The sequence below is a fragment of the Bacillus sp. AM 13(2015) genome (genome assembly GCF_001518755.1).
Classification (GTDB): domain Bacteria; phylum Bacillota; class Bacilli; order Bacillales; family Bacillaceae; genus Bacillus; species Bacillus safensis.
Window position 1 is genome coordinate 101830 of sequence record NZ_LKCP01000002.1, and the last position, 24142, is coordinate 125971.

The 24142-nt window shown below is 45.0% G+C and carries 8 protein-coding genes; 4 read left to right on the forward strand and 4 right to left on the reverse strand.

The features are described from left to right. Positions 1 to 21 precede the first annotated feature (21 nt). From AOQ70_RS00395 to AOQ70_RS00405, 3 genes are read left to right on the forward strand one after another with little or no spacing between them, the layout of a single operon-like run. On the forward strand, positions 22 to 10155 hold the full coding sequence (locus AOQ70_RS00395; RefSeq protein ID WP_059374414.1) for a non-ribosomal peptide synthetase: 10134 nt from the start codon (positions 22 to 24) through the stop codon (positions 10153 to 10155). Positions 10156 to 10168: 13 nt separating this feature from the next. Next, positions 10169 to 18364: a non-ribosomal peptide synthetase gene (locus AOQ70_RS00400; RefSeq protein WP_059374416.1), complete on the forward strand. Its 8196-nt coding sequence runs from the start codon at positions 10169 to 10171 to the stop codon at positions 18362 to 18364. Between the two features lie 6 nt (positions 18365 to 18370). Then, positions 18371 to 19111, forward strand: a complete 741-nt coding sequence (locus AOQ70_RS00405; protein WP_059374418.1) for a thioesterase II family protein — start codon at positions 18371 to 18373, stop codon at positions 19109 to 19111. Positions 19112 to 19148: 37 nt separating this feature from the next. Here AOQ70_RS00405 and AOQ70_RS00410 read toward each other — a convergent pair whose 3' ends face one another. After that, positions 19149 to 20063, reverse strand: coding sequence for a DMT family transporter (locus AOQ70_RS00410; RefSeq protein WP_059374419.1), 915 nt, complete (start codon positions 20061 to 20063; stop codon positions 19149 to 19151). Positions 20064 to 20193: 130 nt separating this feature from the next. Between AOQ70_RS00410 and AOQ70_RS00415 the strand changes: the two genes are divergently transcribed. Next, positions 20194 to 21531 (forward strand): aminotransferase-like domain-containing protein, encoded by a 1338-nt coding sequence (locus AOQ70_RS00415; protein ID WP_059374420.1) that lies wholly within the window; start codon positions 20194 to 20196, stop codon positions 21529 to 21531. Here AOQ70_RS00415 and AOQ70_RS00420 read toward each other — a convergent pair. From AOQ70_RS00420 to AOQ70_RS00430, 3 genes are all read right to left on the reverse strand, one after another. Next, entirely contained in the window at positions 21528 to 22220 is a 693-nt protein-coding gene (locus tag AOQ70_RS00420) for a 4'-phosphopantetheinyl transferase family protein (protein ID WP_059374422.1), read from the reverse strand. The two genes, AOQ70_RS00415 and AOQ70_RS00420, sit on opposite strands and share 4 nt — an antisense overlap. A gap of 94 nt (positions 22221 to 22314) precedes the next feature. Then, entirely contained in the window at positions 22315 to 22905 is a 591-nt protein-coding gene (locus tag AOQ70_RS00425) for a hypothetical protein (RefSeq protein ID WP_059374424.1), read from the reverse strand. Between the two features lie 84 nt (positions 22906 to 22989). Then, positions 22990 to 23634: a YczE/YyaS/YitT family protein gene (locus AOQ70_RS00430; RefSeq protein ID WP_041089049.1), complete on the reverse strand. Its 645-nt coding sequence runs from the start codon at positions 23632 to 23634 to the stop codon at positions 22990 to 22992. Positions 23635 to 24142 lie beyond the last annotated feature (508 nt).

A 24142-nucleotide genomic window follows, 5' to 3' on the forward strand; every position in this document is an offset into this window, starting at 1 on the left:
CAAAAAAGGAAAGGAACTCATATGAAACCATCAATTATAAATAAATCAAATGTACATGAATCAATGGATACGATTTTACAAGATGTACAGAGAACGATTTTACAAACCAACGAAATCGAACGCTTCGCTGTTTTTTCTCATGAAAAAACCATTCGACCGCGGCCATATCACCTCTCTCATTTATTTCTCGACAATCACATGGAGCAGGAGGCCGCAGCTGAATCGATACAGATGCAAATGGCTTCCCCTGCTTTAGCGGACATGCCGCCCGCCCTTTCCTATGGAGGGGATCTTGATGTTAAGGCAGGAGCCCAAACCTTGCAGGACGCCTTAACAGAGGCGGCAAAAACGAAAAATGGTCTGACTTATATCGTCAATAGTGAAAATGAACTCACACAATCCTACGCGCAGTTAAAGGAGGACGCCGAGCGGGTTCTGACAGGTTTGAGGGCGTTAGGACTTGAACCGGGTGATCCTGTATTCTTTCAGTTTTCATCCAATCATGCGATGGTAACAGCCTTTTGGGCGTGTGTGTTAGGCGGATTTGTTCCAACACTAGTGTCCGCTGCACCGACCTATCGTGAAATGAATGCCTCTGTGAAGAAGCTTCATCATGCGTGGAACCTGCTGGAGCATCCGCTCATTTTAACAGATGACTCGCTGGTTGATGAGGTGCAAGGCTTAGCTTTATTGTGGCATACAGACAAGTTACGTGTCGCAGCCGTTGAGCCGATGCTTTCTTTAGAAAGAGATAGAGAAGCTTATCCAGCGTCACCGGATGATTCAGTCTTTTTTATCTTAACGTCTGGAAGCACAGGGATGCCCAAATGCGTAGAACATTCTCATCGAAGCGTGCTGGCGAATGTCAAAGGAACAGTGGCAGCCAATGGGTTTACACAAGAGGATGTGTCGTTAGACTGGATGCCTTTAGATCATATTGGCGGTATTGTGATGTTTCACCTTGTCAATGTGTACACGGGCTGTGAGCAGGTTCGGGCAAGAACAGATGATTTTATCGCTCAGCCGCTGCGCTGGCTTGACTGGATGGACCGCTACCGTGCAACGAAGACATGGGCGCCTAACTTCGCATTTGCGATGATCAATGATTATGAGAAAGACATCTCGTCAGGATCTTGGGATCTTTCTGCTATGACCTGTATGATCAATGGGGCAGAAGCGGTCGTACCGAAGACGATTCAACGATTTTTACACTTGTTGGCTCCACATGGCTTAAAGGGAGACGTCATTAGACCAGCATTCGGCATGTCTGAAATCTCTTCTGCCGTTGTCTTCTCTTTTGCGATAGAGCGGGGAGATGAAAGCAGCGGGGTCCTAACCTTTGAGGAAACATCACTCACAGAGCAGCTAAGACCAGCGGAGGCACGTGAGACAGGAACCGTCAGCTTTACAGAGCTGGGAAGACCAATTCCGGGTATTACGATTCGTATCGTTAACCATCAGCATGAGCTTCTTCCCGAAGATCATATTGGCAGTGTGCAAATTAAAGGGCCGACGACAATGAAGGGCTATTACAAGAATGACGAAGCGAATCAAGAAGTTTTTCAAACAGACGGCTGGTTCCACACGGGGGATTTAGGTTTTCTGCACGAAGGAAGGCTGACATTAACCGGTAGAGAAAAAGACATGATCATCATCAACGGGAAAAATTATCACAACTATGAAATTGAAGTCATTGCAGAGGAAGTACCCGGCGTCGAAACGAGCTTTGTCGCCGCTTGTTCCGCTCGGATGGAAGCATCTGCATCCGACGAGCTGATTCTCTTTTTTACACCGAAGCTGTATGAACCTTCTTATATCATGAGGGCAAGTCAAAATATCAAATCCCATATTGCAACAAAAATGGGGCTATCTGCATCGCGCGTGATCCCTGTCCAGAAGCATGCCTTTCCGAAAACAAGCTCTGGAAAAATAGAGAGGGCACAGCTCAAGAAGCGATGGCAGGAAGGCGAATTCGATGAAATCATCAAGGAGCTGGACATCAGACTTGAAAATGAACACACCTTGCCTGATTGGAGTTTACAAAAGAAGTGGATACCTGCTCCGCTCCATGAAGCTCAAAAACAAACATTAGGGAACACGGTGATCTTTGCAGATACTTTAGGGCTGGCAGATCAATTGAGATCCCTTTCAAGCAATGAACAAACCTTTATTACGGTTGAACCGGGTCAAGCATTCACACAACTCACACATACACACTTCATCATCCACCCGAATCGGCCGTCTGACTACGAACAACTCTTTGAGACGCTCCGTTCGTATGGCGTTTCGGTGAAACAAATCTTTCACCTTTGGAACTACACAACTCAAGAAGACACACTTCATGCAGCGTCGGCAAAAGAAGCACAGAAGACTGGCAGCATGAGTGCATTATATGTAACAAAAGCGATCGCTGCCTATGAGGAGCCAGTAGAGATCACCTTTGTCTCTGCTCATGCGATGAATTTGCCGGAAGATCAAACACATGATGTGGAGAAAGCAACGACAGCAGGATTGATGACAGCTGTTCAGCATGAATGGCCGTTTATCAAGGTGCGGTGTCTTGATTTTTCTCTAGCAGAATCAGCTGCTGGTCGTTCTCATGCATCATCGATTATGACAGAGCTTACACATGACACAAGCCATCATATCGCCGCTTATCGCGAAGGTGTTCGTTATACTCCTCTTTTAACGCCGCTTCATCTGGAAAAAGAACAAAGGAGGAAGAAGCCGCCGTTTGAATCATCCGGGCTTTACGTGATAACAGGCGGGCTTGGCGGCATTGGGCGGTTGCTGAGTGAGCACCTGCTGACATCCTATCAAGCGCATCTTGTGCTGGTTGGAAGAAAGGCGAGAGAGGCTTTATCTGTGGAGCAGCAAGACGTATTGATTTCACTTGAGAAATTAGCGGAAAAGCGCGGCGGCACAGTTCTTTATGAAAAGGTGGACATCACTGACGCAAAAGCCATAGAAGCCTTGATCTCAAAACAGGAGGCAGCTTTAGGCAAAAGGCTGCATGGCGTCATTCATTTCGCTGGCATCATTCAAGAAGAGCTGCTTCGTGACATGACGTCTGTGTCATTACATGCGATGTACGAAGCGAAGGTATATGGCACGATTGCGCTACATGAAGCAGCTTCTAAACGGCAGAATGTCTTATTCCTTTCTAGCTCGTCAGCTCGAACGTTAAAGGGCGGGATGACCGTTGGCGCTTATTGCGCGGCCAATGAGTTCGTTGAACAATTTGCTCATTATCAGAGGCTCACCTCTACAGTAAAGCCGTATTGCTTTAGCTTTAGTATGTGGGATGAGACGGGAATGAGTGAAGGCTCAATAATCAAAGGCATGCTAAAAGAAAGAGGCTACCTCCCGATTCCAAAGCGGGAAGGCATTCAAACAATGCTTGCATGCTTGATGACAGATGCTCCCCTCATTTATATCGGGTTGGATCGATCGAAGCAGGATATTCAAGAAATGATACAGGGGGATATTCAAACAGAACAGGCCGTATATGTCTTTTTCAAGACTGATCAAACAACGGCTATTGAAGAAAGGCTGTATCAGTCCATTTATACGTGTATACAGTCTCGTCTATCTGGGGAATGTTCCGTACATCTCTATCCTGAAGAATACTGGAAAGAAACAGAGGATGGGATGCCGGACGAAGTGCATTTCAATGAATTAATAGAGGAAAGTGGACAGGGTTCAGAGGACAGAGCACCTCAAACTGAGACGGAAAAACTCTTGGCGCGCATTTGGTCCGAACTGCTTGATGTTTCAAACATCAGCTGTGGTGATCATTTCTTTCTACTCGGAGGTCATTCGCTCAAGGCAACGCAAATGCTGTCAGCTGTTAGGCAGAAAACGGGATTTGACGTGCCGCTCGCCGTTCTTTTTGAGCATACGAGACTTGGAGAGTTAGCGGACTGGATTGATTTAAATGCCGAAGCCGATGAAGCGATTCCGATACGGAAAATAGAAAAGGGGCAGGAGCTTCCGATGTCCTATGCTCAGCAAAGACAGTGGTTTCTCTATCAATTACAGCCCGATCTAGCATTATACAATAATACGATTTCCTTTCGGATGAATGGACCTTTAGATGTAAAGGTGCTTCAGCACAGCCTGCAGCAAATGGTGCAAAGGCATGAATCGCTCAGAACATCCTTTGCGATGAACGGCGATGAACCGGTACAGATCATACATGAGCATATGACTCTTCCAGCGCTTGAGGTGGTAGATGTATCAGAGCTGGCATCACAGGAAGAAAAAGAACAAAAAGCGGCTGAATGGGCGAAAAGAGAAGCGGGCACACCTTTCCGCTTAGAGCAAGATGCACTTTTTCGCGCGAAATTAATTCGGCTGTCAGAAACAGATCATTTGCTGCTGATGTCCATTCACCACATCGTGTCAGATGGCTGGTCGATTGGCATTGCCGCAAGGGAGCTATCCGAATGGTATACAGCGATGATCGAGGGGAGGGAGCCTGATCTCTCACCACTGCCAATTCAATATGCAGATTACGCACTATGGCAGAAGGAGTATTTGACGGGAGAAACACTTCAGAAGCAGCTTTCCTATTGGAAGGAGCAATTTGCGGTACCTGTGGAAGAGTTGATGCTGCCGTATGACTACACGCGTCCGGCCGTTCAATCCTATAGGGGAAAAACGAAAAAATACCGCTTGTCGAAGCCGTTATCAGAACAGCTGGCTGTTCTTTCTAAGAAAACAGATAGCACCCTTTATATGACATTACTTTCGGCTTTCTCTACCTTGCTGCATCGATTGTCTTCACAGGATGAGTTTGTCATTGGATCCGTCATTGCCGGGAGAAATCGGACGGAGATGGAGCAGCTCATCGGATTTTTCGTGAATACGCTGGCACTTCGGATCGATCATAGCGGGAATCCGGCTTTCACAGAGCTATTAGAGCGAGTGAAGGAAACAACAATGGGTGCCTATGCACATCAAGATGTGCCGTTTGAGATGGTCGTAGATGAACTGAATATTGTACGTGAGGCTGGGAAGCAGCCGCTGTTTCAGGTCATGTTCGTTCTGCAAAACCTGCCTCTTGAAGCATCACCGATGGGTGAGGCGACATCCGTTTTAGCCATTGAAGATAACGATACGGCCAAGTTTGATCTATCCCTGTTTGTTTTTGAAGGGGCGGAAGGTCTTCAATTAAAACTAGAGTATGATGCAGACTTATTTTCTGACGACACGATGGAACGGTTCCTTCGTTACTACGAACAGCTGCTTGCGTGTATTTGTGAAAATCCAGCACAGCCGATCAGACAAATGAATTATCTGCCAGAGAAAGAGAAGCAGAAGCTGCTCTATGAATGGAGCGGCAAAACAGAACAACCAGCAGGCCCGCTTCTCATCACAGAAAGGTTTGAAGCACAGGTGAAAAAGACACCTCATGCGATTGCCCTCGAATCAGGGGAAGACCAGTGGACGTATCAGGAGTTACAAGAGAAAGTCAATCGGCTTGCCGCTTATCTGCAGCAGCGAGGAGTGAAGCCGCATGAACCAGTAGGGCTGCTGATCGACAGGTCGCCTGAAATGATTTTTGGGGTGCTGGCGATTGTGAAAGCAGGCGGGGCCTATGTCCCAATTGATTCTGAATATCCAGATGCACGAATTGATTATATGCTGAGGGATACAGGTATTCAGCTGTTACTAACAAAAAATGAATGGCTGAAACAAGTCTCGATCAGTCAAACCGAGCTCATTTGTCTTGATCAGGGATATGAAGAGTTTTTATCGGAGGGAGAACTCCAACCTGCTGCCCTCAAACCTGATGGACTCGCTTATATCAATTACACATCAGGATCAACCGGTCAGCCAAAAGGGGTTTTGATTCCGCATCAAGCGGTCATCCGGCTTGTATGTGAAACAGATTATGTCACCCTTGATGAACATACGCGTATTTTACAAATCGCTAGCTTTTCCTTTGATGCCTTTACGTATGAAATATGGGGAGCCCTGCTCAACGGAGGAAGGCTGATACTGACCGATCGAAATACGATTTTATCAATGGATACGCTGGCTGACACGCTGACATCTTACAAGATCACAACAGGATTTCTGACAGTGCCGCTGTTTAACCGATTAACAGAGGAACATCCAGAAGCTTTATCTGGATTCAATGCCTTATTGGTCGGTGGTGATGCTTTGTCAGCTGCTCATATCCGTAAAGCGCTGCCGTATTTACCTGAAGGCCTTTTAAACGGCTATGGACCAACTGAGAATACGACGTTCTCCTGTGTGCATCACATTCGGGCAGTGGATGAGGGGCAGGTGGCGGTTCCTATCGGTCAGCCAATTGCGTATTCACAAGCTTATGTACTAGACGACCAGCTGCAGCCGGTTCCGCAAGGTGTCATTGGAGAGATCTATGTAGGCGGTACAGGGCTTGCACTCGGTTACCTTGGAGATGAAGAAAAAACATCACAATCATTTATCCCGCATCCTTTCCAAGAAGGAGCGCGTTTATATAAAACAGGCGATATGGGCCGCTGGCTGCCAAACGGCATCATCGACTGCCTAGGAAGAATCGATCATCAGGTGAAAATTCGCGGACACCGCGTCGAATGCGGGGAAATTGAAGCCGCTATGCTGCGCTTTGAAGACATCATAGAATGTGCAGTCATTCCGCACCAGCATGAGAGTGGCCACAAGCGGTTGATCGGTTATTTTGTCCAAAAGGGCAGCGTGACCACGCAAGACATTCGCCATCAATTAAAAGAAATACTGCCAGATTATATGGTGCCAAGCCTATTAATAGAGCTGGAGGAACTCCCGCTCACGGCAAATGGCAAGGTAGACCAAAAACGTCTCCCGCCGCCAGAGTGGAGACAGGAAGAAGTAGACAAACCGGCTGACAAGGCACTCAGTGAGGAAGAACGTGTACTGGAAAAAGTGTGGACTCAGTTGCTCGGCGCTCCTTCGATTGGCGTACATGATAACTACTTTGAGCTTGGCGGAGATTCGATTATTGTCATACAAATGGTGGCGCGCTTAGCACAGGAAGGCTACGTCATTCAGCCGAGAGATGTATTTGAAAAACAGACGATTTCACAACTGGCACTGGCTATGAAAAAGTCAGATGCTGCTGCGTTCTATGATCAGTCGCCTGTCACAGGAGTTGTTCGTCTGCTTCCGATCCAATCATGGTTCTTTGAGCAATCATTGACAAACCAAGATTACTGGAATTTATCTGCGCATATGGAATTCAAGCAATCCATACAACTCAAGCAGCTGACACAGGTTCTCTCAAACATTGTCGATCATCACGATATGCTGAGAGCGATTTATACAAAAGCAGCAGATGGCTCGTGGATTCAAACCATTCGTGCGCCTGGCATCACCCCTTGTGTCACCTTCTTTGATCTGACGGGTGTTTCTCAGGAGGAAGCGCTGGAACAAATCCGCATGGAGACCGCCGCTTGTCAAGGAACGTTGTCATTAGAGCGAGGGGAAGTCATCAAAGCCGTTCTTTTTCACACAAGTGATGGTATGTCTGAACTCTTTATCGCTGCCCATCATCTTGTGATGGATGGAATCTCATGGCGCATCATACAGGAAGACCTATTAAATGGACTGAAGCAGCTTGCGGCAGGGCAGGAAATCGCGCTTGCAAAGAAAACTGCGTCCTATCAGCAGTGGGCTGAGGCTCTTTATGAATATGCACAAACCGATCAATTACAAGAGCAGGTTCCTTTTTGGCAAAATATCATCAGTCAAGAGGAAGAGGGTTCTCCTTTTCAAACACCTGCGCTTTTCAATATAGAAGAACATGCAGAGATCCTGTCTATTCAATTAACGAAGGATCAAACAGATATTTTACTAAGACAGGCATCTCAAGCGTATCGAACAGAGGTAAACGATTTACTTTTATCAGGACTCACGCAAGCCGTTGGAAAGCCGCTGCTTATTACGTTAGAAGGGCACGGACGCGAGGATTTATTTGAACAGATGGATTTGTCACGAACAGTCGGATGGTTTACAAGCTCTTATCCTATTTTTATTCCTTTTATTCAAACCGATGTTGAGAGACAAATCAAAGATGTCAAAGAAACCTTAAGAGCTGTGCCGCAAAAGGGAATAGGCTATGGCTTACTTCAATACATGACAGCATCTCGTTTACTCAAAAAGGCAGCGCCGCAGATGAGCTTTAATTACCTTGGACAGTTAGATCAAATAGACGGTGAGACACACCTTTATATAGCTGATGAACGAAATGGACATGTACATGATCCAAAAGCAGAAAGACAGCATTTGATCGATGTGTACGGATATGTTGTGAACGGTCAGCTTCAGATGAATTTTATGATCAATCGTGAACTGCTTCAGTATGAAGAGGTGCGCCTGTTACCTGAACGATTCAAAGAAAAAATGGAGGATATTCTGACGCATTGTGTAGAAACAAAAGGCGGTTTTACGCCATCTGATTTTCCAATGGTTCAGCTGACGCAAAAGCAAATCGATGATCTCCCAGACAATGTAGTGGATGTGTATCCACTATCTCCAATGCAGCAAGGGATGCTGTTTCATGCTCTATTAGATCAAGCGTCACAGGCGTACTTTGGTCAAGTGCATATGACGCTCGAAGGCTTAACGGACGGCGCAGCCTATGAAAAAGCCTGGAATCTGCTTGTGGAACGTCATTCGATTTTGCGGACAACATTTGCTTGGGAAGGGCTAAAGGAGCCTGTTCAGTTGATTCAATCAGAAGGCAGCATTCATCTCACTCAGCACGATGTGCGCCACCTGAGTGAAACGGATCAGAAGGAAGCCATCCAGCAATATTTGCAAACAGATCGTTTAAAGGATTTCAAACTAGAAGATATGGATGAACCGCTGATTCGTATTGCCTTATTCCATCGTGATGAAAACACATGCACGTTTGTTTTTAGCTTTCATCATATTTTAATCGATGGCTGGAGCTTGTTCAGCTTTATTGAAGAATCCTTTTCTTTGTACCGCTCTCTTGTGGATGAACGGGAGGTGGATCTTCCTGCTGTCCGTCCATATAAAGATTTTATCGAGTGGCTGCAAAAGCAGGATCAAGAGAAGGCGCTAGCGTTCTGGAAACATTATATGTCAGGAGTAGAGGAGACTACGCCACTTCCAGGAGACGATGGGCATGCTTCAGATGAAGATGCAGGTGTTGATCAGCTAAGTATCAAACTAACGCCCGAGATGCAGGAGAAACTCGAAAAGATGACAGGCAAGCAGAAGGTGACAATGAGCACCCTGATTCAGACAGCATGGGGGCTGCTTTTGCATCTTCATTCAGGATCTGATGATGTCGTGTTCGGAGTGACAGTATCAGGACGGCCGGCGGATTTACCACAGGTTGAAAGCATGACAGGGCTCTTTATTAACACATTGCCGCTCCGTTTGCCGATCACGCCAGAGTGGACCATTTCCAAGCTGCTGGCACATACGCAGGACACAGTTTTTCAGATGCGGGAATTCGAATATACCGTACTGCCAGATATTCAGCAGCTGACCCACATCCCGAATGGAGATTCATTGTTTAACAGCATTGTCGTGTTTGAAAACTATCCGATTGAATCTATCGAGCCATACGGAGTGCGTATTGTAGACATTGCGAGTCATGAAGAAACGAACTATGACCTGACCCTTGTGGCAGTTCCGGGAGATACGCTGGAGCTTCGGGTCACATATCGCCTCAATCAATATACAGAAAAGCAAATACAATCGTTGATGCAGCAGCTGATCCACACACTTGAAGCGATGACAGAACAAATGGAGACACCCCTTTCTTCCTTCACAATCGTGACGAATGAAGAAAAAGAGCGGATAATCACCGATTGGGCGAAAAACGCACAAGTCAGTGTGCTGTACCCAGATCAAGAAGAGGTCTATTCAGGTGTGCATGATCCTTCCTGTGAGACGGAAATATATGTCCTGAGCGAAGAGCATCAGCTCATGCCGATAGGATTCCCTGGAGATATTTTTATCGGCGCAAAGGATATCAAAGCACTTTGCGGGGAGCTTGCCGATTGGATGGAGACGCATAAAATTCCGCATCCATTCAAACATCAAACTGGCGAATACCTCTATCCGACAGGGGATGTCGGCGTTTGGACTGAAAAAAATAAGATTCAGATTTTGGATTGGATGTAGGAGGAGAAGAACGATGTTAGTGAGTAGACGAAAAGGACATGCAGCAAATCATATCGTCAGAATCAACGGAAAACGGATGGATCTCAAAGCATTAGAGCAAGTCATGATGCTTCATTTTCCGCTTAAGGAATGTGCCATCATTCCGAAGAAAAATCAAGAAGGCAGTCTATCGCTTGTGCTATTTGCACAGGCGAAGATGCCTTCGCTGACAAGGGAGGATCTGATGAAAGGTCCACTTCACCCTCATGAAGTGCCAGCTGCTCTCATCTTATTACCTTCTTTGCCAAAGACAGAAAGTGGAGCAGTCGACACAGAGGCACTGCTTTCAATTGAAATCATAGATCAAGAGGAATTAAGAAAGATAGAAGAGCGCACCAAAGCTATAGATGGAGTAGAGGAAGCGGCCGCTTTCATTGAAAGTCAGTCAGAAAAACAAACACCCTATCACTTAGATGACCTGTTTCCTAATCGACAGCGTACTCAAGGGAACGGATCGCTTTCGAAGAAGGAAGCGAGCGAGACAAAGCAATCATCTGTACATGAGAAGCCGCCCGCACTTGTGTATGGCGGAGATGTGATCAAAAAGCCAGGCACACCTGTCACACTGACAGAGGTGCTGATTCGATCAGCTTTTATGTCACCAGACCGCGGGGTGACTTATTTGAAAGAAGACGGGCATACGTTGACCCAAACCTATCCTGAATTACTAACAAGCGCTGAACGGGTTCTGTCCGGTTTAAGGGCAGCAGGACTGACAAACGGTGATCAAGTGTTACTTCAATTGAAAGAGCATCAAGATTTTATCACGGTGTTCTGGGGCTGTATTCTCGGAGGAATCATTCCGACCCCGGTCTCTGTGCCGCCTGTTTATGATGAAATGAATCAAGGTGTGAATAAGCTGAAGGGCGTGTTTCAGCTGCAAAATGAACCTTTCATTATTACGAATGAAGCAAGTGCTGAGGACATTGCTGGGCTGCGTGAGACATTTGAAGCAAAGACCATGCCTATCTTAACAATTGAAACGTTGCTGGCGTATGAACCAGATGAACAGCATTATGAGCCGGAGCCGGATGAGCCTGTGCTGCAGCTGCTGTCTTCAGGAAGTACGGGTGTGCCAAAGTGTATCCGTCATCATCATCAAAGCATTTTATCTAGAATTATTGCTTTTGAGCAGGTAAACGGCTTTACACATGAGGATGTGTCGCTTAACTGGATGCCGCTTGATCATGTTGGTGGAATTGTTATGTTTCATGTACATGACGTCTACCTTGGCTGCCAGCAGATTAGTCCTTCCATCGATCAATTTATCGAGCGGCCGATGGTGTGGCTCGATTGGGTAGAAACTTACGGTGTGACAAGAACATGGGCGCCAAACTTTGCTTTTGCCATGATGAATGAATATGAGGAGGACATTCGTAAAGGGAGCTGGGACCTGTCTACTCTGACTTATATCATGAATGCAGCCGAAGCAGTTGTCCCGAAAGTCACACAGCGCTTCATGCACATCATGGATCAGCACGGATTAAGCAATCATGCGATGGTACCTGCTTACGGCATGTCAGAAACATCCTCAGCCATTGTTCAGTCAAAGAAATTTATGCGGAACGGTGAACAGGATGGGCAGCTGACGATTGATCAAAATTCATTAACAAGTGAGATCGTATATGTGACGCACGATCATCCGAACAAGATAACGTTTACAGAAGTCGGCACACCGATTCCGTCTGTATGGATTCGAATTGTAGATGAGCATCACGAGGTGCTGCCAGAAGATCAGGTTGGGCGCTTGCAGGTGAAGAGTCCAACAATTATGATGGGCTACTATCAAAATGAAGAAGCGAATCAAGAAGTATTTGCGGAAAACGGCTGGTTTCACACGGGGGATTTAGGCTTTATTCACGAAGGGCGTCTCGTTCTGACAGGTCGAGAAAAAGACATCATTGTTATCAACGGCGCAAACTATTTAAATTACGAAATTGAAGCGGTTGTAGAAGAGGTGGACGGGGTTGAAGTCACCTTTGCCGCTGCATACGGCATTTATAATCCCGAATCAAGCAACGACACGCTTGCTGTCTTTTTTGTCTCACAAAGGGATTCAATAGAGGAACAAATCACGATGATTCAACAGATTAGAGAGGCCATCATTCGAAAAATCGGCATAGAGCCTGATCACATCATTCCGGTGAAAAAAGATCAATTTCCGAAAACGGAGAGTGGGAAAATCCAGCGTGCCCAGTTAGGCGCAGCACTAAAAGATGGAGCCTTCCGTGACATTGAACAGGCACTGGATCTTGCTTCTGAAAATGAACAAACACTCCCAGATTGGTTTTTTAAACGCATTTGGGCTAAGGAGAATATCGGTCCAGCTCAGCCTTTTGCTGACCATGTACTCGTTTTCGAGGATGAAAAAGGACTTTATCAATCGCTTTACGCCCAATTTGAGCAAAAGAATCAGCCATATATTTCTGTGAGAAAAGGGCATGAATTTTTGCGTCTGTCTAAAGGGATGTATCAGATAAACCCGAGAATCAAGGGGGATTACGTCAGGCTCATTGCAGCACTTGAAGCAGATGAACTAAAGACCCGGCGCATGCTCCATCTGTGGAATGTGTCAGACAAAGAAGACATCGTTGATCCTGCGCATTTCAAAGAGCTGCATGCCAGCACCAATCAATCCATTTTGTACTTGTATCAAGCATTGAGACAAGCAAATAAAGAGCCTATCCGTTTTGTCGTTGTGACAAAAGGTGGTCAATTTGTGCAACCTGAAGACGATCTTCATGTGGAGAAAACGCCGCTTGTAGGCCTGCTAAAAACCATACCGCAAGAATGGGAAGGAGCAGAGGTGTCTCACCTTGATATTGAAGCAGAGAATGTAGAACAGGATGCCAAGCATATTGCGGATGAATTGTCTGCGATTCATATAAAAGCAGAAGTGTCTTACCGAAATGGGGACAGATTCGTACCAAAGCTGGAAAAAGTCAACATGATGGAATCATCTCAAACAGAAGGGTTTTTAGAATATGAAGGTCTTTATTTATTGACTGGAGGACTTGGCGGGATTGGGTTTGAGCTGTCTAAGCAGATGCTCCAATTTGGCTTAAAGCTCGTCTTGATTGGACGGACATCTCTGGAAGGCAGCTTGGAAAAGAAAGAAGCCTTCTTACAGTTAAAAGGTTTTGGTGACGTCATTTATGTCCAAGCGGATGTGACCAACTTATGTGACGTCGAACAGGCGATTTATGAAGCAGAAAAGCATTTTGGACAATCGATCCGAGGTGTGCTGCATTTGGCCGGTGCTGGCAATGTGTCTGAGCATTTTCAGCAGGCGGACAAGTATACACTGGCTCATACGTCAGAAGAGGATTTCACCAAAGAAATGTCAGGGAAAGCAGACGGGGCATGGGTGCTGCAGGAAGCCTTTAAGTATGATCAGACAGTACCGCTTGTCTTTTTTGGATCGGTCAATGGCTTTTTTGGCGGCACGACATTTGGGGCATACTCTGCGGCCAACAGCTTTTTAGATGGACTCGCCCACGCTCTCAACTTTCAACAAGGAAGACGAGCGATTTCTTTGAACTTCAGTATGTGGGATAATCTCGGTTTGTCTAAGGGGCATACAGGAGCAGCTCTCACCGTTCGCAAGGGATTTCAATTGATTGGAAAGAAGCAAGGTCTCCATTCATTATGTCTAGGTGTTCGGCTGAATGAAGCGCATCTATTTATCGGATTGGACGGAGCAAACCCAGACATCGCCGGGTATCTTCAGCCAGCTCCAATACCGGTCTTTGAAAAAAAGCTTTTTTACACTGTTCAGCCTGGCAAAGAAGTGCATGTTGAAGAGATCAAGAGCATCGCAGAAGGCAAATGGGACATTCAGCAAGTACAGGAAATACCGAAAAAACAAGATGGCTCTATTGATCATAAAGCTCTCAAATTGAATCATGACAAAAACGTACAAAGCCTTGAAAAGCAATTGCCAGAAACGAAGACAGAGCAGCGTCTTGCCGTCATATGGGAGGATATTTTAGATGTGGATCGCGTGTACAAAGAGGATCAATTCTTCGACCTTGGCGGACATTCGTTAAAAGCGACTCAAACCATTTCTCGGATCAATCATGAATTTTCAATGAAGGCGCCTTTAAAAATATTATTTGAAAGCAAACATCTGGCACATCTGGCGCAAATGGTTGATGACATCAAAGGGGCGCCAGCCGTTCAGGAAGCCAAAATTCCAAAGCTTGAAAAGAAAATAAGCTATGAGCTGTCACATGCCCAGAAGCGCATTTGGTTCTTATCCACATTAGAAAAGAGCCATCATTACAATATATTAGGTGCTTGGAAGCTGACAGGATCATTACACATTCAAGCATTAACAAAAGCGATTGGCCTTTTAACAAAGCGGCATGAAGCAATTCGGGCAACATTCGAATCACTTGGCGGCAAGCCGGTCCAACTCATTCGAGAAGACCTTCCGCCATCTGTGACAGTGGCAAATTTCTCGTTATTTAATGAAAAAACAAGAACGAGAAGACTGAAGCAGCTCATTCAGCAAGAGGCAGAACGCGTCTATGATTTAGAAAGAGGGCCTCTTGCGCAGTGGACGATAGTAGATATGGGGAAGGAGGAGTATTATCTCCTTTGCGCGCAGCACCACATCATTTCAGATGCATGGTCACTCAGCCTGCTCATTCAGGAATTAGAAGTGGCATATGACGCACTGCTTGCAGATGAAACGCCGCAGCTCCCAGCCTTAGAAATCGAATGGACAGATTATGTACATTGGGAAAATGAACAATTAAAGCATCATCAAGCAGACAAAACCTATTGGCTCAATACGTTACAAGGTGAACTTCCAGTGCTGGATCTACCGTTTGACCGCCCTCGTCCGCCGGTTCAAACATTTAACGGTGCTACAGAGCAAATCGTATTGGATGAACCGCTTATCCGACGCTTGCAGGCTTTGTCTAAGCAGCAGGGCACGACACTGTTCATGACGATGCTGTCTGCGTACTACGTCCTGCTTCACAAGCTGTCCGGACAGACAGATATCATTGTTGGATCGCCTATTGCAGGCCGGGATGCCAAGCAATCAGAGCATCTCGTTGGGATGTTTGTGAATACACTTGCGCTGAGACAGGACGTCTCAACAGCAGAGACGTTCGCCGATCTCTTGGAAAATGTGAAAGAGATGACATTAAAAGCGTTTGAGCATCAGCATTATCCATTTGATAAGCTTGTCGATGACCTTTCATTAGATCGAGATTTAAGCCGGTCACCTATTTTTCAGGCAGCCATGGGGTATGTCACCAATTCGCTTGATGTAAACCTTAAAGGGCTGACAAGTGAACATGTGATGGTCCATCATACAGTATCTAAATTTGATCTCACCCTGCATGTATTTGAACAGGAAGAGCAGCTGTCGATTCATGTGGAATACAATACGGATTTATTTGATCAAGAGACCATCCATCGTTATATGAACTATTATCTCCATGTGCTAGACGGCATGACGGCTCAGCCTGAGCGTACATTTTCTGATTATTGCTTAATGGACAAAGCGGAACAGGCAGCGATGATTATAGGGAAAAATCAAACGGAAACGCCTTATCCAAAGCGTACGCTTCAAGAATTGTTTGAAGAACAGGTGCAGCGTGATCCGCATCGTATTGCCCTGTCCTATATGGATGAGCATATGACGTATGAAGCCTTGGATAAGAAGGCGACAAAGCTTGCTGCTTACTTGCAGTCAAAAGGAATTGGACCAGGCTCCCTTGTCCCGATGCTTTTTGATCGCTCCTTTGACATGATTGTGTCGGTACTAGGAATCATCAAATCTGGTGCTGCATATGTTCCGATGTCACCTGAATATCCTGATGCACGCATCCGTCTCATCGTTCGTGATACGCAAAGCGATGTGATCATCACCCAGTCTCATTTTGCAGACCGTCTAGTAGACTTTACATGTACAAAGATCGTCATGGACAAGCCAATACCAGAAACAAATGCAGTGTATCAAAGAGAATCATCGATCACAGGTGAAGACCAGATAGCCTATGTTAATTACACATCAGGCTCAACAGGTACACCAAAAGGCGTAATGCTTCCTCATGCAGGAGTTGTCCGCTTGGTTAGAGAAACAAATTATATAAAGCTCGGTCCAGATGACAAAATGCTTCAGCTCTCAAACTATGCTTTTGATGCCTTTACATTTGAATTATGGGGAATGCTGCTGAATGGCGGTCAGCTGATTCTGCTCCCAAAATATGCAGCACTGAATATGGACGAATTAACGCAGTTCATCCAAACCCATCAAGTAACAGCCAACTGTCTGCCAACCGCTTTATTTAATCGATTGGTGGAGCATGATCCAAAAAGTGTGGCAGGCTACCGCACATTACTCGTTGGCGGGGAAGCCATGTCTAGTGAGCATGCACGAAAGGCACTGCCACATATGGAAGGTGTGCTCGTCAATGCTTACGGTCCAACAGAAAACACGACCTTAGCCACCACACATCAAGTCACACATGTGCCAGCAGGCGCAAAATCAGTTCCAATTGGTGTGCCGGTGTCGAACTCAACTGTTGTCATACTGGACGATGCGCTCAACCCAGTACCAGCAGGAGTCAAAGGAGAAATTTATATCGGTGGAACTGGCCTTGCTAAAGGCTACCTTCATGATCCAGAGCGGACAAAGGAGCGGTTTATTGACAATCCTTTTCCTGAACTAAAGGGAGACAAGCTGTATCGTTCAGGCGACCTTGGTACATGGCGGTCAGATGGCACCATTGAATACCTCGGCCGAAAAGATCATCTAGTGAAAATTAGAGGCTACCGAATTGAATGCGGAGAAATTGAGACAGCACTGCTCAAGCATCCACAAGTCAAAGAATGTACAGTCATCGCCAAAACGTATGGCAGCTCAAAACGGCTGGCAGCCTACCTTGTGACAAACGGAGACAATCCTGTTCCGGGCTGGAAAGCCTTTTTGCAGGAAAGCCTGCCAGGCTATATGATTCCAAGTTACTTTGTCGTACTGGATGAAATGCCGGTGACAACGAACGGGAAGGTTGATCAAAAAGCACTGCCAGAGCCAACAGAAACAATCTCCCTTTCCCAAGATGACGACAAACCGGTCACCGAAACGGAGGAGCGGATTGTCGCAGCTTTCAAGGAAGTGCTTGGTGTGAAGCAAGTTGGTATGCATGACTCCTTCTTTGATCTGGGCGGCGATTCCATTATGAGTATTCAGGCTGTCGCCAAATTAAAAGAAAAAGGTGTTCGTGTTGATCCAAAATGGATTTTTATGCACCCTGCGCCTGCGCAATTAGCCGCACATTTGGACGCAGTACCAGAAGCCGCTGAGAACGTCGAAAGGTCTCCGAAGGACTATGTGATCGAGCTGAAAAAAGGTGATCCAGCCGAACCAAGAATATTCTTTGCACCGCCTGCTGGTGGAACGGTGATGGGCTATATTGATGTTGCTAAGCTCATGACACATCAAGGTGCTGTGTACGCCTTGCAGTCTCCTGGCCTATATGAGGATGAAGAGCCGCAATTTCTCCATTACACGGAGCTTGTGACCCTTTTTGTTGAAGCTATTGAAACGTTCTACCGTCCGGGCATTGACTATCTTGCAGGGCATTCAATGGGCGGACATCTTGCCTACGGAATGAATCAGCGGCTCTCTCATGCAGGAAAAGCACCGAAAGGACTCATCATTTTAGATACGGTGCCAGTGCTAAGAGATGAGGCAGATCAGGCACTTCATGCCGATATGAACGAAGAAGAAGTGAAAATGCTCGCACTTGTCCTTGGAATGGGGAATCTGGTCGGCATTCAGCCAGAAGCTTTACAAGGATTGAGCTTCCAAGAAGTGAAGCAGAAAATACTCAAAGAGGCAGAAAAGGATGAAGTTGTTCATCAATTCATGAATGATCAATATTTAGATAAATATTTGCAAATGCAAACGCATAATACGATCATGTCACAAGCCATTGAATTAGAAAAAGAACCATTCCCTGTGCCATTTTATATTGTCCAAAGCAGTGATCACGCAAGCGATTTCCAGAAGAAGTTCGCAGACTGGGAGGCTTATACGAAAGGATCGTGCTCGTATTACCACATCAAAGGCGACCATGTCACCATGATGAAAAGACCGCAGGCAGATGAACTGGCACGGATTCTTCAAACGATTATAAAGGGGTAAAGACGTATGAATCAGTTATTTAAAACCTTTGAAAAAAAATCAGATCTCATTCAACTTATTTGTTTTCCTTTTGCCGGCGGATATTCCGCCTCATACCGTCCGCTCTTTGAACAGCTAAAAGACATGGCCGAAGTCACAGCAGCAGAGCCCCCAGGGCACGGCACCAATCTCATGCCGCTTGAATCAAGCATTGACAGGCTGGCAGAGCTGTATAAAGAAGGACTCACGAACAAATTGAACCGTCCATTTATTCTGTTCGGACATTCAATGGGCGGACTTGTGGTATACAGACTAACCCAGCTGCTAGAAAAAGAAGGGGTTTATCCGGCAGCAGCGGTGATCTCAGCCATTCAGCCCCCGCAAACAAAACGGCAGATGCTGACGCATTTATCCAATGACGCATTTGTACAGCATATTGCCGAAATGGGCGGGATTCCAAAGGAATTACTAGAAAATAAACCAATGATGGATTACTTTACACCATCCTTGCGTGCAGACTACAGGGCGCTGGAAACTTTTCAGCACAAAGATCAATCGATCATCGACACACCTGTTTATTTATTCAATGGAAAACAAGATGAGAAATGCATGAAGGATGCAAGCGGCTGGCTAAAATGGGCAAAAACCATCGAACGCACCGATTTCGATGGAGGCCACATGTACATCAACACACATCCCGAGCCATTTGCAGAGCAGATGAGACATGTGATTGAACTTGCAGCCAAGCAACAATTGATCAGACATTAAAAAAGAAAGCGGCTCTCTTTAAAGAGGCCGCTTTTTCTTATGAATTCGGTTTCTTTACCACATTCCCGCCAATCACCCCTCCAATGACCAGCACCCCTCCGAGGAAATGATACCAATCAATCGTTTCGTGTAAAATGAGAACCCCGGCGGCGACTGTGATAAAAGCGGATAAATTATTAAAGATGCTGACCTTTGCCGCTTCTAGGTGCGAGAGTGCATAGTTTGATAAATACGCCGTGAGAAGCGATGAAAGAATACCTAAAAAGAGCATAGACCATACAAAGGATGCATCTGTAAATGGACTGAAAAACTCCGGCAATGAGCCATTGATCGAATGCCGGATAAGCGCAGCGGCATTGAAAAAGACAAAGCCAAAGAAGGTCATCACAAAGGTGAGTTCGATCACATGGAATCGTTTTGTAATTACTCTGGCAAACACACTATATGCACTGGATGACAAGGCTGAAAGTAAAATCAGCACATAGCCGATGAAGTGAGAATGCTGGACATCAATTCCCTTCATGACAAAGAGAAGCATCACACCGCACACAGAAAGAAGGGTAAACAGCACTTGTATCCATGTCGCACGTTCCTTTAAAAACCAGGATGCCAGCAGCATCGTCAAAATGGGAATCGTCGCTTGAATGATGCCAGCCTCTGAAGAAGATGTATACATCAATCCCCACACTTGAAAAGCAAAGAACAAAACAGGATAAAGCAAAGAAAACGGTACGATATAAATGAGATCACGCCATTGAATGGATATGCGATTCTTCTTTCGTAAAAATGGATACAGCAATAGAGCGGCTGCAAAAGAAACAGTAAAGCGGTGTGCCAATAAATCGATTGGGTTTGCTGATTCTAATGCTATTTTGACAAATAAAAAGGAAAAACCAATGATAGAGGCGTATGCGATCGCGGCAGCATACGCTTTTTGTTTTGAAATATTCATAACGTGACTCCTTACATGAGCATGCATGCTTCAAATGAATTGACCGGTTCTGTTCTTCTATCGTAATCGGATCATCTAACGTGTACAATAAGAGAACATGATATCTGTACCGGTACAAGGAGGAAAAGGCGTGAGGAAATATGATCAGCTTGTCATGAGTTTAAAAGAAAAAATGAATTCAGGGGAGTACAGCGCTGGAATGAAAATTCCCTCCATTCGCCACTTAGCGGCTCAATATGCAGTGAGTAAAAGCACTGTCATCAAAGCGCTAGACACATTGGAGCGTGAACATCTGCTGTATTCTGTAGAAAGAAGCGGCTATTATGTCGTGAAAACGAAGCAATCAGCAGGTAAGCAGGACGGCACATGGATTGATTTTGCTTCCTCTGCACCTGATCCCGTTGTGTTTCCGTATGTCGATTTTCAGCACTGCATCAACCAAGCGATCGATTTGTATCAAAATGATTTATTTATTTACGGCACAGCCAACGGCTTACCATCCCTGCTGCCAGTCATTTCAAAGCGATTAATGGATTATCAAGTGTTTGCTCAACCAGAACAGATCGTCATGACCTCTGGTATTCAGCTCGCGTTATCCATTTTAAGCACCATCCCTTTTCCGAATGGAAAACAAACTATACTTGTAGAACAGCCGGGTTATCACTTATATCTCCAATATTTAGAGAAAAACCAATTGCCTGTGCGCGGAATTCAGCGGACGGAAAAAGGGATCGATCTGATCGAATTAGAGCGTATCTTTCGAGAAGAGGAGATTCGTTTTTTCTATACGATGCCACGATTTCAAAACCCGCTTGGAACGAGTTTATCAAAGCAAGAAAAAAGAGCGATAGCAGCCCTTGCCGAGAAATATGATGTCTACATTGTTGAGGATGATTATTTAGCAGATTTAGAATTTGATACAAAAAGAGACCCTATTTATTCATACGATCAGGCAGGAAAGGTTATTTATTTGAAAAGCTTTTCGAAAATCATTTTTCCAGGGCTTCGAACAGGAGCGGTCGTCTTACCTGAAGAACTGATTAGACCTTTTAGCGAACACAAACGGCTCATTGATATCGACAGCTCTATGCTGTCCCAGGCAGCTTTAGAAATATATTTAAAAAGCGGGATGTTTGAGCGGCATAGAGACAGAATGCGGGCGAGCTATCGAAATCGCTCTAAGCAGCTCGTAGCAAGTTTAAAAAATGATCAGGGCGCTTATCAGCTGGGAGAACAGGAGCCGGCTACCCATACACATGTACGTGTCGACCGGTCGATTCCCATGAACCAGCTCATTCAGCAGCTGAAAAAGGCATCTGTTTCCATTCAGCCAATTGACCGCCATTACCTGAAGGCCTATCAAAAGGACCCGATTTTTCAGCTAAACATCTGGCAGGTGAAAGAAGAGCAGATCACACGCGGAGTCGATCTATTAAAGACGGTATTTCAGCAAATCACGCGTTATTAAAGGCGGGACAGTACATCACTGCAAGTGAGTCTCTCAACGCTATCAGCCGCAGCAGGCTTTCGTGTGCATACCGCCATTTGGTAGGCAGGATCAATTGAATATGTTTGAACAAAGCAAGGCGTTTCATGATCGGGTAATGTCAACGTAGCCTGTCCATTCTCTGAAAGACGGGCTGTAAAGGACGAAAGACCATAGGATAATCCTTTTCCAGTCAGTTTGATAAAGGCCTCCTTCATTGACCATAGATGAAAGAAATAGGCTTCCTGCCGCTCTGCCGGTTGTGAGAGTAAATCCTGATACTCATCCGCTGAAAAAAATCGCTTGGCAATCGCCAGATCAATAGGTTTGATTTCCTCAATATCAATGCCAACAGGTGCATCATCTACTGCGCAAACGACCCAATCGCCAGAATGAGATAGATTAAAATGAAAAGAAGGAAGCTGCCGGACGACAGGCTTGCCATTGCCCTCAGTTTCAAAAACGATCTGATCCATAGGCAGATCGTACATATCATGTATCGTTTGACGAACCAGCACCTCACCTAACAAGGTTCTTCTGGCATCGATCAAAAAACGAAAGCGATCAGCCGCTACACGCTTTTCAGATGACACAAAGAGCTTCAAACGCTCTATTTGTTGTTGTGCATTGATTTCATCTAAGTGTTGTAATTGGATAGCAAATATCTTCATAACGAACCTCTAATTTTTTACATTCATTGTACCATTGGAGAGTGACGTGCAAAAGGGTCCATTAATGTAAAAAAGACAGCGAGCCTCGCTGCTTTTATGTCTGTTTCATAATGTGTACACCATTCGGATCAATTGTCTCCATTTTATCAATATCCGTCATGACCACATCAAGCAGGGAAAGGCGTTCTCCTTTTTGCCAGTGAATGGGCTGATTCAAAGGTGATAGCAGCTGATCCACTTTAGGTGTCTGTGACAAATCAGGAATAGCAATTGTCATAGCATGCAGCGCATCGTTTCCAGTTTCAATGACATCTGTACGCCGCTGTAATTCAAGCCTTAAACGAAGAGGTGTCGAAAGAAACGTTCTCCGTTCCCCTTTTTGGACAGGCCAGTTTAATTCTTTAGCTTGTGCAAGCAGCTGATCATATTCTTCGTTTGAGACAAGAAAGCCGATGTGATCAAACAAGACTTTTTTACTATATCCGAATGTAATATTGATCTGGCCTTTTCTCATTTCGATGATTCGAAAGGTCGGCTGCTTATCTCTAAAATCATCCCATGTGAGCGGGGGATGAAAGGAACCATCCTTTGTGAAACGTCCTTTTACCTCAAAGCCCAGCGAACGATACGCTTGTTCTGTCTCTTCAACAAATGGTGTCCAGTAATGATAGTGGAAAAGCTGCATGAGATCTCCAACTCCTATGTGTGAATATTCTGTTTTTTTATTTTAACACAAGAAAAGCCATTCTGATTATAGAATGGCTTGTTCTCATCTAGTAAGGGTTTGAACAGGTTTCTCTGCTGTTTTTGTAATGAGCAGCTGCAGGAGTCGTGTCGATTGCGGCAAGGAAAAACGAAGGACAAGACCTGTGAAGATCGCAGTCAAAATCGTTCCAATGCCAATCGGTCCGCCGAGCATCCATGCAAATAAAAGCACTGTTAACTCAATGCCATTTCGAACCCACTGTACGTTCAGTCCCGTTTTCGCTGAGATGAGCAGCATTAATGAATCCCTTGGCCCAGCGCCAAGATTGGCTGAGACATAAATGCCAACACCGTATCCAGAAACTACAACACCTGTAATAAATACATATAAAGCCGGTAAATACCCATGTGGTGCAGGTAATATCGCATTAAAGAAATCAATAAACACACCAATCAGCACCATATTCAGTAAAGCGCCGATCTTTGGAAATGATTTCGTGAAAATAGAAGTCAGTGTCACAATAAGTGCACCAATGATAATGGACCATTGTCCAATTGTGAGTCCAAAATGCTGAAACAGTCCGTAGTGGAAAGCGTCCCAAGGACCAATCCCAAGGATCTTCCCTTTCACTGTCAGCGATAGTCCAAAAGCTAGTACGATCAATCCAACAAAATAAAAAAACCAACGTAAAAGATGTTCCCGCTTCAAAAGCATTCCCTTCTTTCTTAAACACTCGATTTCCATCGTAACATACTCTCACACCCCTTTAAATGGCTTTGCTCAATTGTAATCGCTTACTCCAAAAAGAATTTTTTTGATTTGTAAAGGTTCAAAACATCAAAACAAACAGCAAGACTTTCGAATTGTTTTTTTTACCAAACCAAGCCATTAATTCCCTCCTTTTAAAAGAAAAAGAAAAAAATTCAATATATTTTGACAAAAAAATAATCTAAACCAATTAAAGAATAATTATCTTTAGATAGAAGAGATTGTATGTAAACTGTGTCATTAGACCTGTTGGAAAATACGGAGGTTTACTATAAAAAAAGATCATTTTATTGGAAAAAACATATGCAAATCAAACGTTGAGAGGCACCTGTTACTAAAGGTCTATTTTTGTCGAAATTAGTCATTTAGTCATGTTGTTACTTTTGAAATGTTACTGATATTCTTTACCAAAGTGTGGGAGGTGAACTGGTACATACCATTACGATAT

Coding starts and splice junctions, on each gene's coding strand:
- AOQ70_RS00425 (WP_059374424.1), bottom strand. CDS start 22,905: ATGCAGCTTTTCCACTATCATTACTGGACACCATTTGTTGAAGAGACA.
- AOQ70_RS00410 (WP_059374419.1), bottom strand. CDS start 20,063: ATGAATATTTCAAAACAAAAAGCGTATGCTGCCGCGATCGCATACGCC.
- AOQ70_RS00400 (WP_059374416.1), top strand. CDS start 10,169: ATGTTAGTGAGTAGACGAAAAGGACATGCAGCAAATCATATCGTCAGA.
- AOQ70_RS00405 (WP_059374418.1), top strand. CDS start 18,371: ATGAATCAGTTATTTAAAACCTTTGAAAAAAAATCAGATCTCATTCAA.
- AOQ70_RS00395 (WP_059374414.1), top strand. CDS start 22: ATGAAACCATCAATTATAAATAAATCAAATGTACATGAATCAATGGAT.
- AOQ70_RS00420 (WP_059374422.1), bottom strand. CDS start 22,220: ATGAAGATATTTGCTATCCAATTACAACACTTAGATGAAATCAATGCA.